We start from the raw sequence: 16,615 nt of genomic DNA, 5'->3' as shown, positions 1-16,615 counted from the left end.
TTTTATTTTTTGGGTCGTGTTTTGCGTTTTTTTCGCTATTCCGCCCGAATATTGATACCGATCGATTATTGGGTAAAACCGACCGCTTGTCAATTTTTCACTATAAAGCAAACCGTTTTTATACTACAAGCATTGCAGCTCCAAGCATGCCTGCTTCGTTACCGAAGGCTGCTCGTTTAATTTCTACTGGTTTTATCAATAATGGCTTAACTTTTTCTAGAAGCAAGTCCCACCATTCATCAGCTGATTCCGAAACGCCTCCACCGATCACAATACAATCCATATCTAGAACCGCTTGAAGGGTAGAAATGATAATAGCAAAGTCTGCTAAAAAGCGATCTCTTGCAAGCTTCGCACTTTCTATATTTTGAGAGGCCAACTTAAATAAAGTATGTGGTTTCGCCAATTCACCTGTTGTCGGGTCTACCACATCTTCTTCTTTGATTAACCTCTTTAGTGCAGTTCCCGACACATATTGTTCACTGCAGCCCGGTCTACCACAACCACAAACTAACCCATTTGGATATAAGATCAAATGACCGATTTCTCCTGATCCACCGTTTGCACCATTCATAACTTGTCCATCAAAAACAAAGCCCCCGCCTAACCCGGTGCCTACTGTAATACAGACAACCCTAGAAAATCCCTGTCCTGCGCCAATACGTGCTTCTGCAAGAGCTGCACAATTAGCATCGTTATTCAATTCTACTCGCAGTCCCGTAGCAGCTTCTAATAGAGGTTTGGCAGGTGTACCTTCCCAACCTGGAAGCTCCTTCTCAAACGTCACGGTCCCAGTATCCGCATCTACAATTCCTCTAGTCCCAATACCAACCCCTGTGATGTCTGGAAACTCAGCCTTGACCTTTAAAACTTGTTCCTCTAAATAAGGGTATAATGGCAGCTCGGTTGGTACTGTAATATCTGCTAACACTTCGCCAGCTTCATTGACAACACCCATCCGTATCTTTGTTCCACCAATATCTACTCCAAGTACCTTCTTCACTTTATAATCTCCTCTCAAAAGCTAATACCAATGCCTCATAGGGACGTACATTCATCCCTTGTTCTCCCAATTCTTGAGAGTCATAGTTAGCTATTATTACTTTTCCATCTAGTCCATCCACTTCACAGCTTGTCCATTCAAGCTTCTCCGTATTATCAGAGAAATTCGTGATGACAAGCCATTCTTCCTTCTCAGTTTTTCGCTTATACACAAAAAGGCTTGGATTATTGGGTAATAGCAAATGGAAGCTACCATACGTGATGATGTCGTGTTCTTTTCTCAACTCAATAAGCTTCTGATACGTATAAAAAACAGACGTTTTATCATCTAATGCCTGATCTACATTAATCTCGTTAGTATTTGGGTTCATTTGAATCCAGGGAATCCCCGTTGTAAATCCGCCATCCTTCGTCCACTGTATAGGGGTACGAGCGTTATCTCTTCCTTTTGCATAAATACCCCTCATAATATCTTTCTCTAAAACTCCCTGTTCTATTTTACTGTTATACATATTAATAGTTTCAATATCCTTGTAATCTTCTATTCTATCAAATTTTACGTTAGTCATACCTAGCTCTTCCCCTTGATAAATATAAGGGGTTCCCTGAAGCATATGGAGACAGATAGCCAACATTTTTGCAGAAGTTACTCGAAATTCCTGATCGTTACCAAAACGAGAAACTATGCGAGGCTGATCATGATTATTCCAATATAAACTATTCCATCCTACCTCATGAAGTGCATGTTGCCACTTTTGGAAGTTTTGCTTCAATGCTACTAAATCTAGTGGCTTCACGTCCCACTTTTCAAAAGGTCCACTATCGATATCCATGTGCTCAAAGGTGAATACCATATTCACCTCTTTGTTCGCTGGATTTGTATAGAGCTGCGCATCCTTTGGTGTAGCTCCTGGCATCTCCCCAACTGTTAGCACATCATAGTTTTGGAGTACTCGTTCATTCATTTCTTTTAAATGAGTATGAATTTTAGGTCCATTTATAAAATATGGACTTCCGTCTCCATACGCCTGACCCGGATTCACTTTTCCATCCGGCAGACCTTCCACTTTGGAAATGAAATTAATTACATCCATTCGGAATCCACCTATTCCTTTATCCAACCAATAGGTCATCATCTCATATATATCGTCACGAAGAGCCTTATTCTCCCAGTTTAAATCTGGTTGTTTTTTTGAAAATAAATGTAAGTAATAAGACTCTGTTACCTCATCCTTTTCCCATGCAGAGCCTGAAAACACAGAGCCCCAGTTATTTGGTGGCTGATCGTTTTTTCCCTCTTTCCAAATATAATAGTCTCGATACTTAGAGTCCTTCGAGGATTTCGATTCCACAAACCAGGCGTGTTCATCGGAGGTATGGTTTACGACAAGATCCATTACGATACGTAATCCTCTTGCATCTGCTTCCTGTATTAATCTATCAAAGTCTTCCATTGTTCCAAACTCATCCAATATAGTACGGTAATCTCTAATGTCATAGCCATTGTCGTCATTCGGAGAATCAAAAACAGGGCTCAACCAAATAACATCTACGCCAAGTCTCTGTAAATAATCTAATTTAGATATAATCCCTGGTAAATCTCCAATCCCATCTCCATTAGAGTCCATAAAACTCCGCGGATAGATTTGGTAGACCACACTTCGTTTCCACCAAGGCTCTTTATTTGTTTTCATGCTTCTCCGACCCCCATCAGAAATATTTGATATATTCATTATAATGCAAACGCTTGCATAAAGTGATATCTTTTTTGAAAAACTTCAATCTATTCTTTCTATCTTTTTTATTAAATTCTTAATAACAACATTTTATAAAGAAAAAACCCTTCCACTTGGAAAGGGTGCAAATCAACTCTTTTTTACAAATTCGGATTTTAACTTCATAGCTCCGAATCCATCAATTTTACAATCAATATTATGGTCTCCGTCTACTAGGCGAATGCTCTTTACCTTGGTACCAATTTTTAATGTAGAGGAGCTTCCTTTTACTTTTAAATCTTTAATAACGGTTACAGAATCTCCATCTTGGAGGATATTGCCGTTAGCATCCTTTACTTCTAACTCGTCTACTACTTCTGCTCTTTCTTCTATCAATGACCATTCATATGCACATTCAGGACAAACTAGAAGAGAGCCATCCTCATATGTATATTCAGAACTACACTTCGGGCAATTCGGCAAAGCTGTCGTCATTATATTACCTCCATTTACTCTTCATTTTAATATAGTAATCTAAGCCATTCAACACATTTCAATATGAGGAAGGTTTATCCAGATTTCTTTGTGGGTAACTAATTATTAACCTTCCTAATTAAAATATATTCAAAAATACGGCGAGAGGAGGAATGGACATGGATGAAGAAAAACGAGTAGAAGTACATCGTGAAGAACGAACAGATTCTGGGATGGTAGGAGCAACTTTCATCAAGTATGCTGCTTACTTAATAATATTCTTTGGTATCCTTTGGTTCCTAATCTCTTACGTATTTCCAATGTTTTAATTGGTATTAAGATCCACGTCTGACCACATGCGGACGTGGATTTTCCCTTTTAAAAATCCCTTTACCTCTCACCCTTCTTATATTTCAACTACATTTGCCTTACTTAAAAGTTCTATTGCACATTCCACGTTGCCTGCACCTTCACTTTATTTTTAGGAGCTAAAGTTATTTACTTTCATATAAAAAAAGAAGCCCTATTAATAAGGACTTCTTTATACGGTTATTCTGTCTCTGGGAAGAATGCTTGTTCTGTGTATATATCCACCAATGTTGGCCCTTTTGTTTGAAGGGCTTGACTTAGTAACTCTTCTAAATTTTCATCACTCTCAACTCGAAACCCTTTCCATCCACAGGCTTCTGCCACCTGAACAAAATTTGGGTTGGTAAGTTGTGTACCTAGCTCTTCATTGCCGGACGCTTGAATTTTATCACTTTCCATTTGAAGTGCTCCATTATTAAAAACGACTACCGTGATATCTAGCCCATAGCGAGTAGCAGTCAATAGGTCGGCTAACGTCATTTCAAGACCGCCATCACCCACCACAGCTACCACTTGTTTTTCTGGTTGCTCCAGCTTTACAGCCATTGCTGCTGGAAGCCCAAAGCCCATGGAACGCCAATAGCCTGAAAAGAGTACCTTTTGGTTGGTTTGTCGGAAGTTCCTGTTCATCCAGACTGTTACATCTCCTGTATCTAAAGTGATGACCGCATCGTCTGCCACCGTTTGTTCTAGACCTCTAGCTATTCGAGATGGATGGACTGGCGCCCCTTCTATTTGGCCTTCCTGTTCATTTTGATCTGCCCATTTTTCTTCTATTGTCTCTATACGATTAAGCCACTCATCATTTTTTTTGTGTCCATTCACACTTTGTTGCAGTAAAGGAACAACTTGCTCGGCTCTTCCCTTTATCCCAAAATCTGCAGCAACTCTCTTCTTGGCATGCTCTAGATTTAGATCAATGTGAATGATAGTCGCATTTTCAGGAACATATCCCTCTGGCCACCAGGTTGCACCTACTATTAAAACAACATCAGCTTCCTTAAAAACTTTTGGCGCATGAGGATTTCCACCTTCCCCAATTCCCTGAAGAAGATGAGGCGTAGAATCTTTAAAGATTCCTTTACCTCCTAGACTTATTAAAATTCCTGCTCCCCAGGTCATAGCAAGCTCTTCTAAATCCCCAGCGGCCTTTCTTGCTCCTGCACCAGCTAAGATCATTGGCTGTCGAGCCTGCTTCATCACCTTGGATACCTCTTCTAAATCGTTCAGTTCAAAGGAGCCTGTCCCCTCTAAAATACGAGGGAGCTGTCGTGCCCTTGCTTTAGTTTCTTTTTCAAATAAATCCTTAGGAACTGATATATGTGTAACGGTACTCTGTTGAAGAGAAATTTCAGCTGCCTTCTGAAGCAAATCTACAATAGCACTTTCACTGTTTAGATTTGCAGAATAGGTCGCGAATGGCTTGAACAACTCCTGCTGATCGACATACTGCTGAAAGTCCGTTCCCATATCTTTTTGAGCAGCCTGTCCAGTTAAGGCTAAGACAGGAGCCTTGTCTGAGTATGCGTCACCTAGCCCATTTAAAAGATTTGCCGCTCCTGGTCCCATAGTGGATGTACATACTGCCAATCTTCCTGTCAATTTTGCTTCCGCCGAAGCCATGAAAGCTGCTACTGATTCATGCTTTACTGCGATAAACTCGATTTTATCCTGTTTGGCCATCGCATCTAACAATCCAATAATGGTATCACCTGTCACACCATAAATGCGCTTAACCCCTAGAAGCGACAGCTGGTCTAATATAACCTCTGCGACGTTTTTACTCATAGAAATCCTCTCCTTTAAAAAAAGTTTGTTACCAATTAAATTCCCTTATACAAATGGGTTAAACAAATTACTTTTAGAAGAGGGAATTATAATACTTACTATTAACATTCTTGTATAGTAAACCTTTGGCAATTACTGAGCAGACAAAGAGGGGTTTTCTAGAAAATATGCTATATTAACTCTATAAAAAGGAAGGTTGGGTGAGATCATGAAAATTGAAGTATGGTCTGATTTTGTTTGTCCATTTTGTTATATAGGAAAGCGTCGTTTAGAGCAAGCTTTAGAGGAATTTGACCACAAAAACAAGGTAGAGGTTAGCTATAAAAGCTTTGAGCTTCAGCCTCATCTACCAAGTGATAAAAATGTAACTATTCATGAAATGCTTGCCAAAAAGATGAATACGACACCTGAGCAGGCTAAAGCGATGAATCAACAAATTATTGCTAGTGCAGCAACAGTAGGGTTAGCTTACCAATTTGACGAGATGAAACAAACAAATACGCTAGATGCACATCGTTTAGTTAAATATGCGGAAACAAAAGGAAAAGGTAGCGAGTTAACAGAACGCCTTTTAAGCGCACATTTCTTGGAATCTCAATTTCTTGGAGAGCAGGAAACTCTTTTAAGCTTAGCTACTGATGTAGGCTTAAATCGTGAGGAAGCAAGCAAAGTACTTTCTGGCTCCGAATATTTAGATGATGTCCGTATGGATCAACAGGAAGGCCAACAGCTTGGTGTTCAAGGTGTACCTTTCTTTGTTTTCAACCGAAAATATGCTATTTCTGGAGCACAACCACATGAAGCTTTTGTCCAAACACTGAAAAAGGTATGGGAAGAAGAGAATCAGTCCTCTCCTCTGCAACATATCCATTCGGATTCGGAAGCAACTTGTACCGACGATGGCTGTGAAATAACCGAGACAAATAAAGAGGCTTAAATCTTGAAAGTTCAAGTATTAGCATAGTAGGATAGAAATCGTTAAAACATGAAAAACCATCAAAAAGGCCATAAGCTGAGTAATACTCAGCTTATGGCCTTTTTTTATTTTATTTCTAATAGAACTTTATAGATTTCACTTATCGTTGGTAGCTTTAGTAATTTTCGTTCACTGTAAATATTAATCAGTTCCTTTTGAATAATCTCCCCAGCAAATTGCTCTCGATTCTCAGCCTTAAACATATTACGTAACAATTTAGGGATTTTGTATTTCGACTTAAATATATCTAAAAGCTTCTGTAGCTCCAACTCATTCAATAAATGATCATAGACGTGCTGCTCCAGCTCTACTTCAAATATATCTAGCATTTCTTTTGCATCATCTTCAATAAAACGATCTAAAATTCTACCGGCAATTTTAGAGGTGAGGATACTACCAATGATTAAACCAACTATACCACCGACCAAAGCGCCCGTGCTTGTGCTTCCCCAAGGAACGAGAACGCCGATGCTGGCACCGATTGCCATACCACCTATACTACCCGCTACATTTGCCGCTGTTTTCGTTATATTCTTAAATAATTGGGTTTTAGACATTTCGCCCTTAACAGCACGTGAAATATCTAATGTTGAAAGCACACCAGTTACAAGCGCTCCCGTAACTACGTTGGCATTGAGCAACAAAATTGTTTTTTTGGCTGCTAGAGAACTGATCATTGCCTTGTGAGTGAACTTCCCCGCAGCTTTCTTTGCTACAACCTTCGCGCCATTTTTTTGAATGGCACCTCTAACCCCACCCCCTAATTCAAAGGCATCATCTAGCTCAATATCCTGCATATCATTTGCCAGTATCTCATCCACTACGGCCTCTCCTACTATATTTAAGCCTGTGTAGACGGCATTTTCTACTGCTTCCTCACGCGTAGCACCATTCCAAGCACTTTGTGCAAAAGCGATAGCAGCACTCATTCCTAAGGACTCATTCTGTAGCTGAACACGTCCGCTTTCCTCCAAGATTAGTCCCTCTATTAAGCCCGCCTCTGCTATATAGCGTACTTGCCTATATGTAAAAGCACCTTGCTTCACGGTATCTTTCGCAAGTTCCGAGTTTTGCAAACGTACTGTTAGCTGAGCCACAACCTCATCGTATTGATCAAAAGGTACCTCTAATTTAATAGCACCCAGTTGGTTAACATATAGTAACTGCTCATCTGACAGACTTGACTCAACCGTTTCTTTCACCGTAGAGCAATAAATATTTTGTAAAAAATGCTCATTCTTAATATATTCAATATTTTCCACTTTCGTCTTGCCTCCACTAGTTTCCTCTAACAAATAAGGAAACCATAGATCGAAGGAGTTGTACAGATAAAAAGAAATAACAACACTAATTTGTCACACGTTTTTGTGAAAGGTTATAGCGATGGGGATAACTTTATATTTGTTGTTTAAGAATGGATAATCTGTGTATAAGTGCATAACTTTTGGAGTAAGATGTTAATTTTACTCTGATGAAGATATTTAGCATGGGATATGTGAGTAACTTTGTGGAGAACACCTAAGTTTAGATGTATTTAATACAATATAAACTTTACACTGGGGAAAAGTTGTTTATAAATATAAATACATAAGATAAGAGCATGGACTGTTCCCATTTACCATATCTAAATTGAAATATCTTCTTGCTCAAAAAAAGAGATACTCTTGTATCTCTCAGACTGTAGACAAACACCATGAATTTTGGCGTTTTGCCTACAGTCTTTTTTTCTTTTAAGAGATAAAGCTAGAAATGCTAATCTCCGCTGCGAGCGGACGCTTTCCGCGGGCACGGCTTCAGCTCGCGCTATTCCCGCTGGAGTCGCCGCTCTCCGCTCTCATCACCAGTGCTTCCTATTAAAGGAATGAGGGGATGGATAATGTAGCTGAGGACTTGCGACACAACTTTTAAGAAATATATGGAAAGAGTATAGAAAAGCATGGTATGCGATGGACAACCCTAATGGAATAAAAAAATTGTCCATGCAGGCGATGCTTACATTTGCTGACTTAAATCTTAAGAAACTAGCCAGATTAAACCTAGATTAATTGGAAAATGGTTGGAAATCGAAATGGTTTCCAACCATTTTGTCTACACTGTGAGAGATACTCTTGTATCTCTTACAGCATTTTGTTGGTTTGTTGTTTTTTTTGCTTATGTAGAATATGGGCAGTTCCCCATTCATGCATCGCATTTAAAATTGGTTCTAAGCTTTTTCCATATTCGGTAATGGAATACTCTACCTTTGGAGGGACTTGAGGGTATACCTTTCTCGCAATAATATCCTCTTTCTCTAGTTCACGTAACTGGTTGGTTAACATCTTCTGTGTAATACCTGGTACTTTTCGTTTTAAATCACTAAATCTCTGAGTACCTTCCTGTAATAACGTCAATAAGATGATAGGTTTCCATTTTCCTACCAATATCCCAAGTGCATCGTCTACTCTACATAGTTCAGGCTGTAAGTCCATATTGCACACCACCTTAAGTATCTTTAAGTATACTATACCACTTTTAAGTGCGTACTTACCCTAATTTAAAAGATGCGTCATACTCATAATATAAGCTCATCTCTACTTCAAACTTTAAAACAAAGAATAAACACTAAGAGAGGTTGAAGATACATGCAAAACTATAGAATAGACCCAAGCAAAGGCTTAGAATTTGGACTTTATACGCTGGGTGACCACATTCCCAATCCACATACCGGTGAGCGTATTTCCTCTGCTCAACGTATTCAAGAAATAATAGAGATAGCAAAGTTAGCAGAGCAAGCTGGGCTAGACTTTTTTAGTGTAGGAGAAAGTCATCAGGAGTACTTTACAACACAAGCACATTCTGTTGTATTGGCTGCAATTGCACAAGCCACAAGCAAGATTAAAATCGCTAGTTCCTCAACAATAATAAGTACGTCAGATCCAGTACGAGTTTATGAGGATTTTGCAACGATTGACTTAATATCTAAAGGACGCGCAGAGATTATTGCTGGACGAGCTTCTAGAGTTGGTCTTTTCGATTTATTAGGCTACAACGTAAGAGATTATGAGGAGTTATTTGAGGAAAAATTTGAGCTGCTTCTTAAAATCAATGAAGAAGATATAGTGAATTGGAATGGTGAATTTCGTGCACCATTAAGGAACGCCCAGGTTCTGCCGCGTCCTGATAACGGCTTCATCCCAATTTGGCGAGCAGTTGGCGGACCACCAGCAAGTGCTATTAAAGCGGGTTATGCAGGCGTACCAATGTTTATCGCAACGTTAGGCGGTCCTGCAACCAGCTTTAAGATTTCCATAGATGCATACCGAGATGCCGCTAAGGAAAATGGTCATGATCCGGCAACACTTCCAGTTGCAACAGCAGGGTTCTTTTATGCTGCCGAAACGACTCAGCAGGCACAACGAGAAATTTATCCATATTTGAATCAGGGGCTACAGTTGATAAACGGGCATGGGTATCCTAAGCAACAATTTGCACAAGGCGCCGATCCTCGTAATGTGATGAATATTGGTAGCCCTCAACAAATTATTGAGAAAATTCTCTATCAGCATGAAGTTTTCGGACATCAGCGCTATATTGCACAAATGGATTTCGGAGGAGTCCCTTATGAGTATTTAGTGAAAAATATTGAATTAATTGGTAATGAAATCCTGCCTGCCATAAAAAAATATACCTCTAAATAGGAGTGTCTTAAGATGAAAATTGTTGGATTATCTGGATCCAGAGTTGGATCTAAAACCCGAACGGCTATGAATTATACAATTAAAGAAATATCAGAGAAGTATCCTGAGGTAGAGATAACTTTAATCGATTTAGCAGATTATGATATTCAATTTAGCGATGGTCGAAATTTTTTAGAGTATGAAGGGGATACAGGATTCGTAACGACAAAGATTATGGAGGCAGATGCCATAATTATAGGTACGCCTATCTTTCAGGCTTCTATCCCTGCCACTCTTAAGAATATCTTTGACTTACTCCCTGTTAGTGCATTTAGAGATAAAGTCGTGAGCATGATTGTTACTGCTGGTTCTGCTAAGCATTACTTAATAGTTGAACAACAATTAAAGCCAATCTTGGCTTATATGAAAGCACAAATAGTTCAGACGTATGTCTTCATAGAAGAAAAAGACTTTCACCGCAAGGAAATTGTAAATGATGATGTGATTTTTCGGATTCAACGTTTAGTAGAAGATACCCTTGTCTTAACAGAGACCTACAAGGCAATCAAAGAGAAGAAGGAGGCAGAATACGACTTTTAACGAATCGTCTATACTACACTTCTAGAAGAATAATGGTTGTGTTTAAAGTCTAAGAGGAGCATCTCAACATATTGAGAGCTCCTCTTTCTGCCATTTATTTTAGCTTTGGCATCCTAACCTCTAGTTGGCCATTTTGGTAATTCACTGACAAGCCTTCCTTAGAAACAGGGCTCGGTAGTGACACGGAACGATGGAAACTGCTCATGTACTGTGCATTTCGATCGATTGTATCTGCAGAATGGTTAATAACACCATTAATCGTTAACATATTATTTATGACATCAATCTTTATATCACTATTTTTCTCCAGACCTGGCATATCACATATGGCGACCACTTCATGTTCTGTTTCTTGGACATTCATACGCAAACTTCCGATTGGCAGTTCTTTAAAAAGAGGAATTTCCGCAAAAAAGCGTTCTATTTCTTTAACTATATTATTTGTTAGCTGATTAAATGGATCAGATGGCAGTAATGACATTGATTTGCCTCCTTATTTATTTCATGGTGATTATTTCGAGCAATTGGTTTGTACAATAACCATAAAAAGTCTCACCATTTGTATATGCAAATCCATTACGTCCATCTAGGCGAACCATCTAATCGAATGAAGAGAAGTTATTCTTGCCTCATCCTTCACTCCCCTAATTCCTAGCTCTCATAAACTCTCATTAGAAGAATATTAACAATAGTATACCGACGATGAAACAATAATAAGTAAAATAATGAAGCCTTCCATTTTTCATAATTCCCATAAACCATCTCATAGCAAAATAGGACATGATAAATGTACTTATAAATGCTGCTAGATAAGGAACTGCCAGATCTGCCTTGTTAGGTTCATTGATAAAATCTGATAGACCAAGCACAACTCCTCCCAAGCTTATCGGAATATAGAGCATAAAGGAGAATCGTAAAGCGGTCTCCTGTTTCATCCCAACTGCAATGGAAGAAATAATGGTAGCTCCTGACCTACTAATACCTGGTGTTAAAGCAACAGCTTGGCCAAGACCGACAATCCAAGCATCCTTAGTTGTTAGATCTTTCTCCCCTTTTGTCCCCTTCATATTACGAATGGTCCATAAAGCTAAACCCGTAATGAAAAGCATGATTGCGATTACCGTCATACTGATACTTTCAGCTATCCAATCACTCAATAAAACTCCTAATACGCCTGCGGGAATGGTTCCTATAACGATAAAAAGTACAAATCGAAAATCACTTTTGTAACGTGTGTCTTTCTTTTTTACATAATAAATTGAGTTCGTTGCTAGCCTCATAATATCATGTCTATAAATTACTAGAATGGCTAGCAAAGAGGCTGTATTCGTTAGTATTGCAAAGGTGAAGCCTTGCTCTCCAAGTCCTAATAGCTCACTTGCAATCATCACATGTCCACTGGATGAAACCGGGATTGGCTCTGTAAAGCCTTGAACAAGACCAATAACAATCATTTTTAAAGTAAATAGTAAATCTTCCATTTTACCCCCTATAAAACGTTTTATAATTTATACAGACGCCTTAAAATATAGATTGTTTCCATTGTATGCTAGGTAACACAAGGAAAGTAATATTGATTACAAAATAAAAAACTCTCTAGAAGCTATCTAGAGAGTTTTTATGATTAATAAGCGCTCCAGCCACCATCAGCTGTTACTACAGTACCGTTGATAAGTGAAGATTCGTCAGAAGCCAGGAACAGAGCAATATTGGATATATCAGTAACCTGCCCAGCTCTAGTCATCATTCCGACACCACGTGTAGATTGCTTCATACCGAATGGGTCGATATTATTCATAGCAGCTGAGAATCCTGTTTCAACGTGACCTGGTGCAATTGCATTAGAACGAATACCAAGTGGACCATAATGAGAAGCTACATTTTTAGTCATTCCCACAACTGCGTGCTTCGCCGCAGTATAAGTTAGACCACCGCGTCCTCCCATTACGCCTGCTAAAGATGCCATATTAACAATCGTACCGCTCCCGTTCTTTTCAAAATGAGGGAGTACTTGTCGTATACAACGCATAACTCCCGTTACATTAATATTCATCACTCGATTCCATACATCGTCCTCAACATTAGCAGCAGCCTGCATATTGTCTCCAACACCTGCATTATTCACTAAAATATCAATGCGTCCAAAATGTTCAATTGTAGAGGAAACCATTTTTTGAACATCTTCCTCGTTAGCAATATTCACTTTTACGCCAAAAGCGGAATAACCCGATTCCGTTAATTCACTTACAGTAGATTGCAGAGCTTCTTCGTTGAAGTCAGCAATCACTACACTAGCTCCTTCTTTTGCATAAGCAGTTGCTATTTCCTTGCCAATTCCTGCTCCGCTTCCTGTAATTATGGCAACTTTGTTCTGTAATCTATTCATCTTTAATCTTCCTTTCTATATTTCATTTTTGGTACAGGTTGTCCTGATAACAAATTTACTACATTTCACGTGAGTAGTATATCCAAAAACAGTTACTCCATTATCTCCATTCATTAACTAGCTTTAAACCCAGTAACCTGAATCTGTTTTATATTTATACAAAAAAGTTTTTTGTAGACTGCCTACACAATATAAAAAAATAAAAATAAAGTACTATATATGTTATAATTTGTAATACATTAGTGTATGATATACAGTATAGAAAAAGAGGTGAGTACAATTGGTTAATTTGTTGGATTCATACATGACTGAGCTTAGAAGAGGAACTCTTCCTTTAGCCGTCCTAAGTCAATTGCGAAAGCCCCAGTACGGATATTCTTTAGTTCAAGGATTAGAAAGTGCAGGGGTTTCTATTGAACAAAGTACACTATATCCTTTACTTCGTCGTTTAGAGAAACAAAATCTTTTAACAAGCAGCTGGGATACAACAGAAAGCAGACCAAGAAAGTATTATGTATTAAGTGATTATGGCATAGAAGTTTTTGAACAATTAAAAGGAGAGTGGGAGAAAATGACATTAGAATTGAAGTCACTTCTAGAGGGGGATGAACGCAGTGAATTTGATTGATGCTTATGTATATGAGGTAACACGAAGGCTTCCAAAGAAATCACGAGATGATATTGCAATGGAGCTTAGATTTTCAATTGAAGATATGCTTCCAGAGAACTACACCGAAAAGGAAGTTAAAGAAGCATTAGCTAAAATGGATGACCCTGCTGTTTTAGCGGCAAGCTATCGTGACAAGCCAATGTATTTAATCGGTCCTAAGGTTTACGATGCTTATATAGAGACACTAAAAATGATTTTTCCTTGGGCGATCCTTATATGTATCATCGTAAGTGTTGTTGCAAGCATTGGACTGTTCAATGGAGAAGATGCAGTATTAACGGTAATAATTAATACTTTTACAGACATTATCGTCAATGTCATATACGTTGTTTCACAAATATTTATCTGGGTCACTATAGTATTTGTCATTGTAGAACGAGTTGGTCTATCCAAAAATGACCTACCTTTAACGAAGAAAGGTACACCTTGGACTCCTGAGGATTTAAAGAATGTTCAAATCATCCCAGCAAAAAAAATTATATCTACCGGAGAAATAGTTTTTAGTATCATGTGGACTGTAATCTGGGCAGTAATTTATTGGAACGCTGATCACCTCGTTGGAATTTACAGATCAACTGAAGGTACCGGCTTACAGCTAGTAATGCCTATTTTTGACCATCAGATGTTACTATCCTATTGGCCTTTAGTAGTAGCATTTATTGTGCTGGAGATTGGGTTGGCTCTTTACAAGTGGAACGTTGGTCAATGGACAAAGAATGTTGCTATAGTAAATGGAATCATCCATACGATGAGTATTATTACTTTTATCATCATTACAAGTAATGCTAATTTATATAACGAGGCTACGATTCCTTATATGGCAAAAGTTTTAGAAATGAACATCCCCTCGTTGCTATCTGTAATTGAAATAATATGGATTATCATTGTGGTATCTGTAGTCATTTCTACAATTATGGAGCTAGTAGACAGCTATAAAAAGGCTAAAATTTAAAAATTAATACTCTTCCTCCAAGCAAATAATGTTTGGAGGATTAACTATTTTCTCGAACACTTATACTTTCTGACCATTTTAGAAGTATACGTTCTTCTCCTTCCCAAACAAGACCAATTTCCCTCGTTCTGCACACCATTGAACATTCTTATTCAATCTTAAATGTGTCTTAAATGTGAACGCCATAAAATTTAGTAGAAAAAAAACACTTACACCACTCGAAATTATTTTGTTATAGTAACAACTAGACCGGTCGAAGCAAAAGGAAAAATGGTAAAAGAAATGTTAAAATCGCTTATAGTCGACATATAGTGATTACTTTTTTTATTTGAAGAGGGAATATGAATAGAGCTCTCTAACTATTATTTCAAATTTTTAATACATCGTATAGATAAGAGTATGTGTTGTTTCTAGCTAGCTGTACAGTAACGGTGAATAACATATTTCTCTAAAATGGAACGGAAAGTACAAATAGCGAGTTTCAATAGAATTGCATTTTCATGAATGAATTCGATGTAGCTCCTGTCAATTATACTTAAGTTTACAAAACAAAGAAGTATTCCCCTACAGATTATGTCTAGGGGGATTATCTATTTTTAGAGGGAGTTTCAAACAAAGATGAATAAACAGATCAAGACAGGACCGATAATGGCTGCTCTTTTAGTTGCAGGATTTGTCGGGCTTTTTAGTGAAACGGCATTAAATATTGCTTTAGGAGACTTAAGTTCATTATTTGATGTTAAACCAACAACCATCCAATGGTTAGCCACGGGCTACTTTTTAACTTTAGGTATTTTAGTGCCAGTAACGGGTATTCTGATGCAAAAATTCACAACGCGACAAATGTTCCTTACTTCTATTTCTTTATCAATTATCGGAACAATTCTAGCCGCTCTATCACCGACATTTAGCATTTTATTGGTTGGACGTATTATTCAAGCAGCAGGATTAGCGATTAATTTACCACTAACTCAAAATGTAATCTTCACCATCTTCCCTCCTAACAAACGTGGCGCTGCAATGGGTGTTATGGGCTTAGTTATGTTAGCAGGACCAGCTTTAGGGCCAACAATCGCTGGACTTATTTTAGATACATTATCATGGGAGTGGATCTTCTGGGTAACCCTTCCTTTCTTAGTGTTCTCTGCCGTATTCGGCTATCTATTCTTGCCTAACGTTAACGAAATACGTAAAGTTTCTATCGATATTCTATCTGTAATTCTTTCAACTATTGGATTTGGTGGAGTTGTTTATGGAGTGAGTGTCGCTGGAGAGCATGGTTGGACAAGTACAATTGTTATTACCTCGATTATTGTCGGGATTATTGCATTAATACTCTTCTCCATACGTCAAATGAAAATGGAAAATCCAATGCTGAATTTAAAAGCATTTAAATACCCTCTTTTCATCCTTGGAGTAGTAATGAGTTTTATCACATTCTTTAATATGCTGTCATTACTAGTTGTTTTACCGATGTATATGCAAATGGGATTATTAATGCTTGCCTTCACTACGGGCCTTGTTTTATTGCCGGGTAGCTTATTAAATTGTATTTTAGCACCTACAATTGGACGTATGTTTGATAAGTTTGGTCCAAAAGCTGTTATAACACCAGGTACTATTTTTGTTGTCATTGGATATATTCTTTATGCTTCATTTGGTACTGATACGGCTACTTGGTTAATAGTTGTCACACATATTATCATGATGCTTGGTATTGGTATGGTACTAGCTTCTACGCAAACAAATACACTAAATTCTTTACCAAGAGAATATTATCCAGACGGCATTGCGTTGACTCAAACTGTTCAGCAGGTAGCGGGGGCAATGGGTATCGCTATTATGGTTTCTCTGTTATCAGCAAAACAAGACAGTTACTTATCAACTGTTAATGATAACTTAGCAGAAGCAACTGCTTCCGGGTCATCATTCGTATTCACTCTTGGGTTGATCTTAGCAATCGTAAATCTTGTTCTTTCTCTATTCATGAAAAAGCCAGGAGAAGTAAAGCTAAAAGCTTAATAGAA

16 protein-coding genes and 1 pseudogene are annotated in these 16,615 nt (G+C 38.1%); 8 read left to right on the top strand and 9 right to left on the bottom strand.

The features are described 5' to 3' along the window. Positions 1-118: 118 nt before the first annotated feature. The 3 genes from ACQKNZ_RS15485 to ACQKNZ_RS15475 form a co-directional block, all read right to left on the bottom strand. Positions 119-1,003 carry an ROK family protein gene (locus ACQKNZ_RS15485; protein ID WP_151112225.1) on the bottom strand — a complete coding sequence of 295 codons (885 nt, stop codon included), beginning with the start codon at positions 1,001-1,003 and terminating at the stop codon, positions 119-121. 1 nt (position 1,004) lies between these two features. Next, positions 1,005-2,696: a glycoside hydrolase family 13 protein gene (locus ACQKNZ_RS15480; protein ID WP_191697553.1), complete on the bottom strand. Its 1,692-nt coding sequence runs from the start codon at positions 2,694-2,696 to the stop codon at positions 1,005-1,007. Between the two features lie 171 nt (positions 2,697-2,867). Continuing rightward, the gene (locus tag ACQKNZ_RS15475; RefSeq protein WP_191697554.1) at positions 2,868-3,212 is read right to left on the bottom strand and encodes a zinc ribbon domain-containing protein YjdM; all 345 of its coding nucleotides are present in this window, start codon (positions 3,210-3,212) and stop codon (positions 2,868-2,870) included. Between the two features lie 158 nt (positions 3,213-3,370). Between ACQKNZ_RS15475 and ACQKNZ_RS15470 the strand changes: the two genes are divergently transcribed. Continuing rightward, positions 3,371-3,520 carry a hypothetical protein gene (locus ACQKNZ_RS15470; protein WP_186318196.1) on the top strand — a complete coding sequence of 50 codons (150 nt, stop codon included), beginning with the start codon at positions 3,371-3,373 and terminating at the stop codon, positions 3,518-3,520. Positions 3,521-3,740: 220 nt separating this feature from the next. On the opposite strand, the gene ACQKNZ_RS15465 is transcribed toward ACQKNZ_RS15470, so the two are convergent. Beyond that, a complete protein-coding gene (locus ACQKNZ_RS15465; protein ID WP_427660578.1) occupies positions 3,741-5,348 on the bottom strand; it encodes a thiamine pyrophosphate-binding protein in 1,608 nt (535 codons plus the stop codon). A 208-nt stretch (positions 5,349-5,556) separates the two neighbouring features. Between ACQKNZ_RS15465 and ACQKNZ_RS15460 the strand changes: the two genes are divergently transcribed. Beyond that, positions 5,557-6,285, top strand: a complete 729-nt coding sequence (locus ACQKNZ_RS15460; RefSeq protein ID WP_144539188.1) for a DsbA family oxidoreductase — start codon at positions 5,557-5,559, stop codon at positions 6,283-6,285. 104 nt (positions 6,286-6,389) lie between these two features. Here ACQKNZ_RS15460 and ACQKNZ_RS15455 read toward each other — a convergent pair whose 3' ends face one another. Beyond that, positions 6,390-7,586: a hypothetical protein gene (locus ACQKNZ_RS15455; protein WP_154312105.1), complete on the bottom strand. Its 1,197-nt coding sequence runs from the start codon at positions 7,584-7,586 to the stop codon at positions 6,390-6,392. Positions 7,587-8,250: 664 nt separating this feature from the next. Between ACQKNZ_RS15455 and ACQKNZ_RS15450 the strand changes: the two are divergent. Continuing rightward, positions 8,251-8,369 (top strand): annotated as a pseudogene (locus tag ACQKNZ_RS15450) (transposase); the annotation flags it as partial. Positions 8,370-8,441: 72 nt separating this feature from the next. Here ACQKNZ_RS15450 and ACQKNZ_RS15445 read toward each other — a convergent pair. Next, positions 8,442-8,792 (bottom strand): winged helix-turn-helix transcriptional regulator, encoded by a 351-nt coding sequence (locus tag ACQKNZ_RS15445; RefSeq protein ID WP_144541184.1) that lies wholly within the window; start codon positions 8,790-8,792, stop codon positions 8,442-8,444. Positions 8,793-8,945: 153 nt separating this feature from the next. Here ACQKNZ_RS15445 and ACQKNZ_RS15440 point away from each other — a divergent pair, with 153 nt between their 5' ends. Continuing rightward, positions 8,946-10,001 carry an LLM class flavin-dependent oxidoreductase gene (locus tag ACQKNZ_RS15440; RefSeq protein WP_154312104.1) on the top strand — a complete coding sequence of 352 codons (1,056 nt, stop codon included), beginning with the start codon at positions 8,946-8,948 and terminating at the stop codon, positions 9,999-10,001. 12 nt (positions 10,002-10,013) lie between these two features. Beyond that, positions 10,014-10,580, top strand: coding sequence for an NADPH-dependent FMN reductase (locus ACQKNZ_RS15435; RefSeq protein WP_427660575.1), 567 nt, complete (start codon positions 10,014-10,016; stop codon positions 10,578-10,580). Between the two features lie 94 nt (positions 10,581-10,674). On the opposite strand, the gene ACQKNZ_RS15430 is transcribed toward ACQKNZ_RS15435, so the two are convergent. The 3 genes from ACQKNZ_RS15430 to ACQKNZ_RS15420 form a co-directional block, all read right to left on the bottom strand. Beyond that, the gene (locus tag ACQKNZ_RS15430) at positions 10,675-11,061 is read right to left on the bottom strand and encodes an Hsp20/alpha crystallin family protein (RefSeq protein WP_427660573.1); all 387 of its coding nucleotides are present in this window, start codon (positions 11,059-11,061) and stop codon (positions 10,675-10,677) included. 190 nt (positions 11,062-11,251) lie between these two features. Continuing rightward, a complete protein-coding gene (locus tag ACQKNZ_RS15425) occupies positions 11,252-12,061 on the bottom strand; it encodes an undecaprenyl-diphosphate phosphatase (RefSeq protein WP_144541178.1) in 810 nt (269 codons plus the stop codon). Positions 12,062-12,204: 143 nt separating this feature from the next. Then, positions 12,205-12,966, bottom strand: a complete 762-nt coding sequence (locus ACQKNZ_RS15420; RefSeq protein WP_427660570.1) for a glucose 1-dehydrogenase — start codon at positions 12,964-12,966, stop codon at positions 12,205-12,207. A gap of 280 nt (positions 12,967-13,246) precedes the next feature. Between ACQKNZ_RS15420 and ACQKNZ_RS15415 the strand changes: the two genes are divergently transcribed. The 3 genes from ACQKNZ_RS15415 (at position 13,247) to ACQKNZ_RS15405 (ending at position 16,610) form a co-directional block, all read left to right on the top strand. After that, complete coding sequence (locus ACQKNZ_RS15415) at positions 13,247-13,594, top strand: PadR family transcriptional regulator (RefSeq protein ID WP_144541174.1); 348 nt, start codon at positions 13,247-13,249, stop codon at positions 13,592-13,594. Beyond that, positions 13,572-14,588: an HAAS signaling domain-containing protein gene (locus tag ACQKNZ_RS15410; protein WP_427660568.1), complete on the top strand. Its 1,017-nt coding sequence runs from the start codon at positions 13,572-13,574 to the stop codon at positions 14,586-14,588. The genes ACQKNZ_RS15415 and ACQKNZ_RS15410 overlap by 23 nt, the downstream gene beginning before the upstream one ends. A 618-nt stretch (positions 14,589-15,206) precedes the next feature. Next, positions 15,207-16,610, top strand: coding sequence for a DHA2 family efflux MFS transporter permease subunit (locus tag ACQKNZ_RS15405; protein ID WP_144541171.1), 1,404 nt, complete (start codon positions 15,207-15,209; stop codon positions 16,608-16,610). The last annotated feature ends 5 nt before the right edge of the window (positions 16,611-16,615 follow it).

This window comes from Psychrobacillus sp. NPDC093200, from assembly GCF_050280345.1.
Taxonomy (GTDB): domain Bacteria; phylum Bacillota; class Bacilli; order Bacillales_A; family Planococcaceae; genus Psychrobacillus; species Psychrobacillus faecigallinarum.
Note: the sequence above shows the minus strand (reverse complement) of the source record. Positions and strands in the feature narration are given on the sequence as shown.

What these genes read in the sequence shown, in the direction of transcription:
- ACQKNZ_RS15480 (WP_191697553.1), bottom strand. Translation starts at nt 2,696, where the DNA reads ATGAAAACAAATAAAGAGCCTTGGTGGAAACGAAGTGTGGTCTACCAA.
- ACQKNZ_RS15475 (WP_191697554.1), bottom strand. Translation starts at nt 3,212, where the DNA reads ATGACGACAGCTTTGCCGAATTGCCCGAAGTGTAGTTCTGAATATACA.
- ACQKNZ_RS15470 (WP_186318196.1), top strand. Translation starts at nt 3,371, where the DNA reads ATGGATGAAGAAAAACGAGTAGAAGTACATCGTGAAGAACGAACAGAT.
- ACQKNZ_RS15465 (WP_427660578.1), bottom strand. Translation starts at nt 5,348, where the DNA reads ATGAGTAAAAACGTCGCAGAGGTTATATTAGACCAGCTGTCGCTTCTA.
- ACQKNZ_RS15460 (WP_144539188.1), top strand. Translation starts at nt 5,557, where the DNA reads ATGAAAATTGAAGTATGGTCTGATTTTGTTTGTCCATTTTGTTATATA.
- ACQKNZ_RS15445 (WP_144541184.1), bottom strand. Translation starts at nt 8,792, where the DNA reads ATGGACTTACAGCCTGAACTATGTAGAGTAGACGATGCACTTGGGATA.
- ACQKNZ_RS15440 (WP_154312104.1), top strand. Translation starts at nt 8,946, where the DNA reads ATGCAAAACTATAGAATAGACCCAAGCAAAGGCTTAGAATTTGGACTT.
- ACQKNZ_RS15435 (WP_427660575.1), top strand. Translation starts at nt 10,014, where the DNA reads ATGAAAATTGTTGGATTATCTGGATCCAGAGTTGGATCTAAAACCCGA.
- ACQKNZ_RS15430 (WP_427660573.1), bottom strand. Translation starts at nt 11,061, where the DNA reads ATGTCATTACTGCCATCTGATCCATTTAATCAGCTAACAAATAATATA.
- ACQKNZ_RS15425 (WP_144541178.1), bottom strand. Translation starts at nt 12,061, where the DNA reads ATGGAAGATTTACTATTTACTTTAAAAATGATTGTTATTGGTCTTGTT.
- ACQKNZ_RS15420 (WP_427660570.1), bottom strand. Translation starts at nt 12,966, where the DNA reads ATGAATAGATTACAGAACAAAGTTGCCATAATTACAGGAAGCGGAGCA.
- ACQKNZ_RS15410 (WP_427660568.1), top strand. Translation starts at nt 13,572, where the DNA reads ATGAACGCAGTGAATTTGATTGATGCTTATGTATATGAGGTAACACGA.
- ACQKNZ_RS15405 (WP_144541171.1), top strand. Translation starts at nt 15,207, where the DNA reads ATGAATAAACAGATCAAGACAGGACCGATAATGGCTGCTCTTTTAGTT.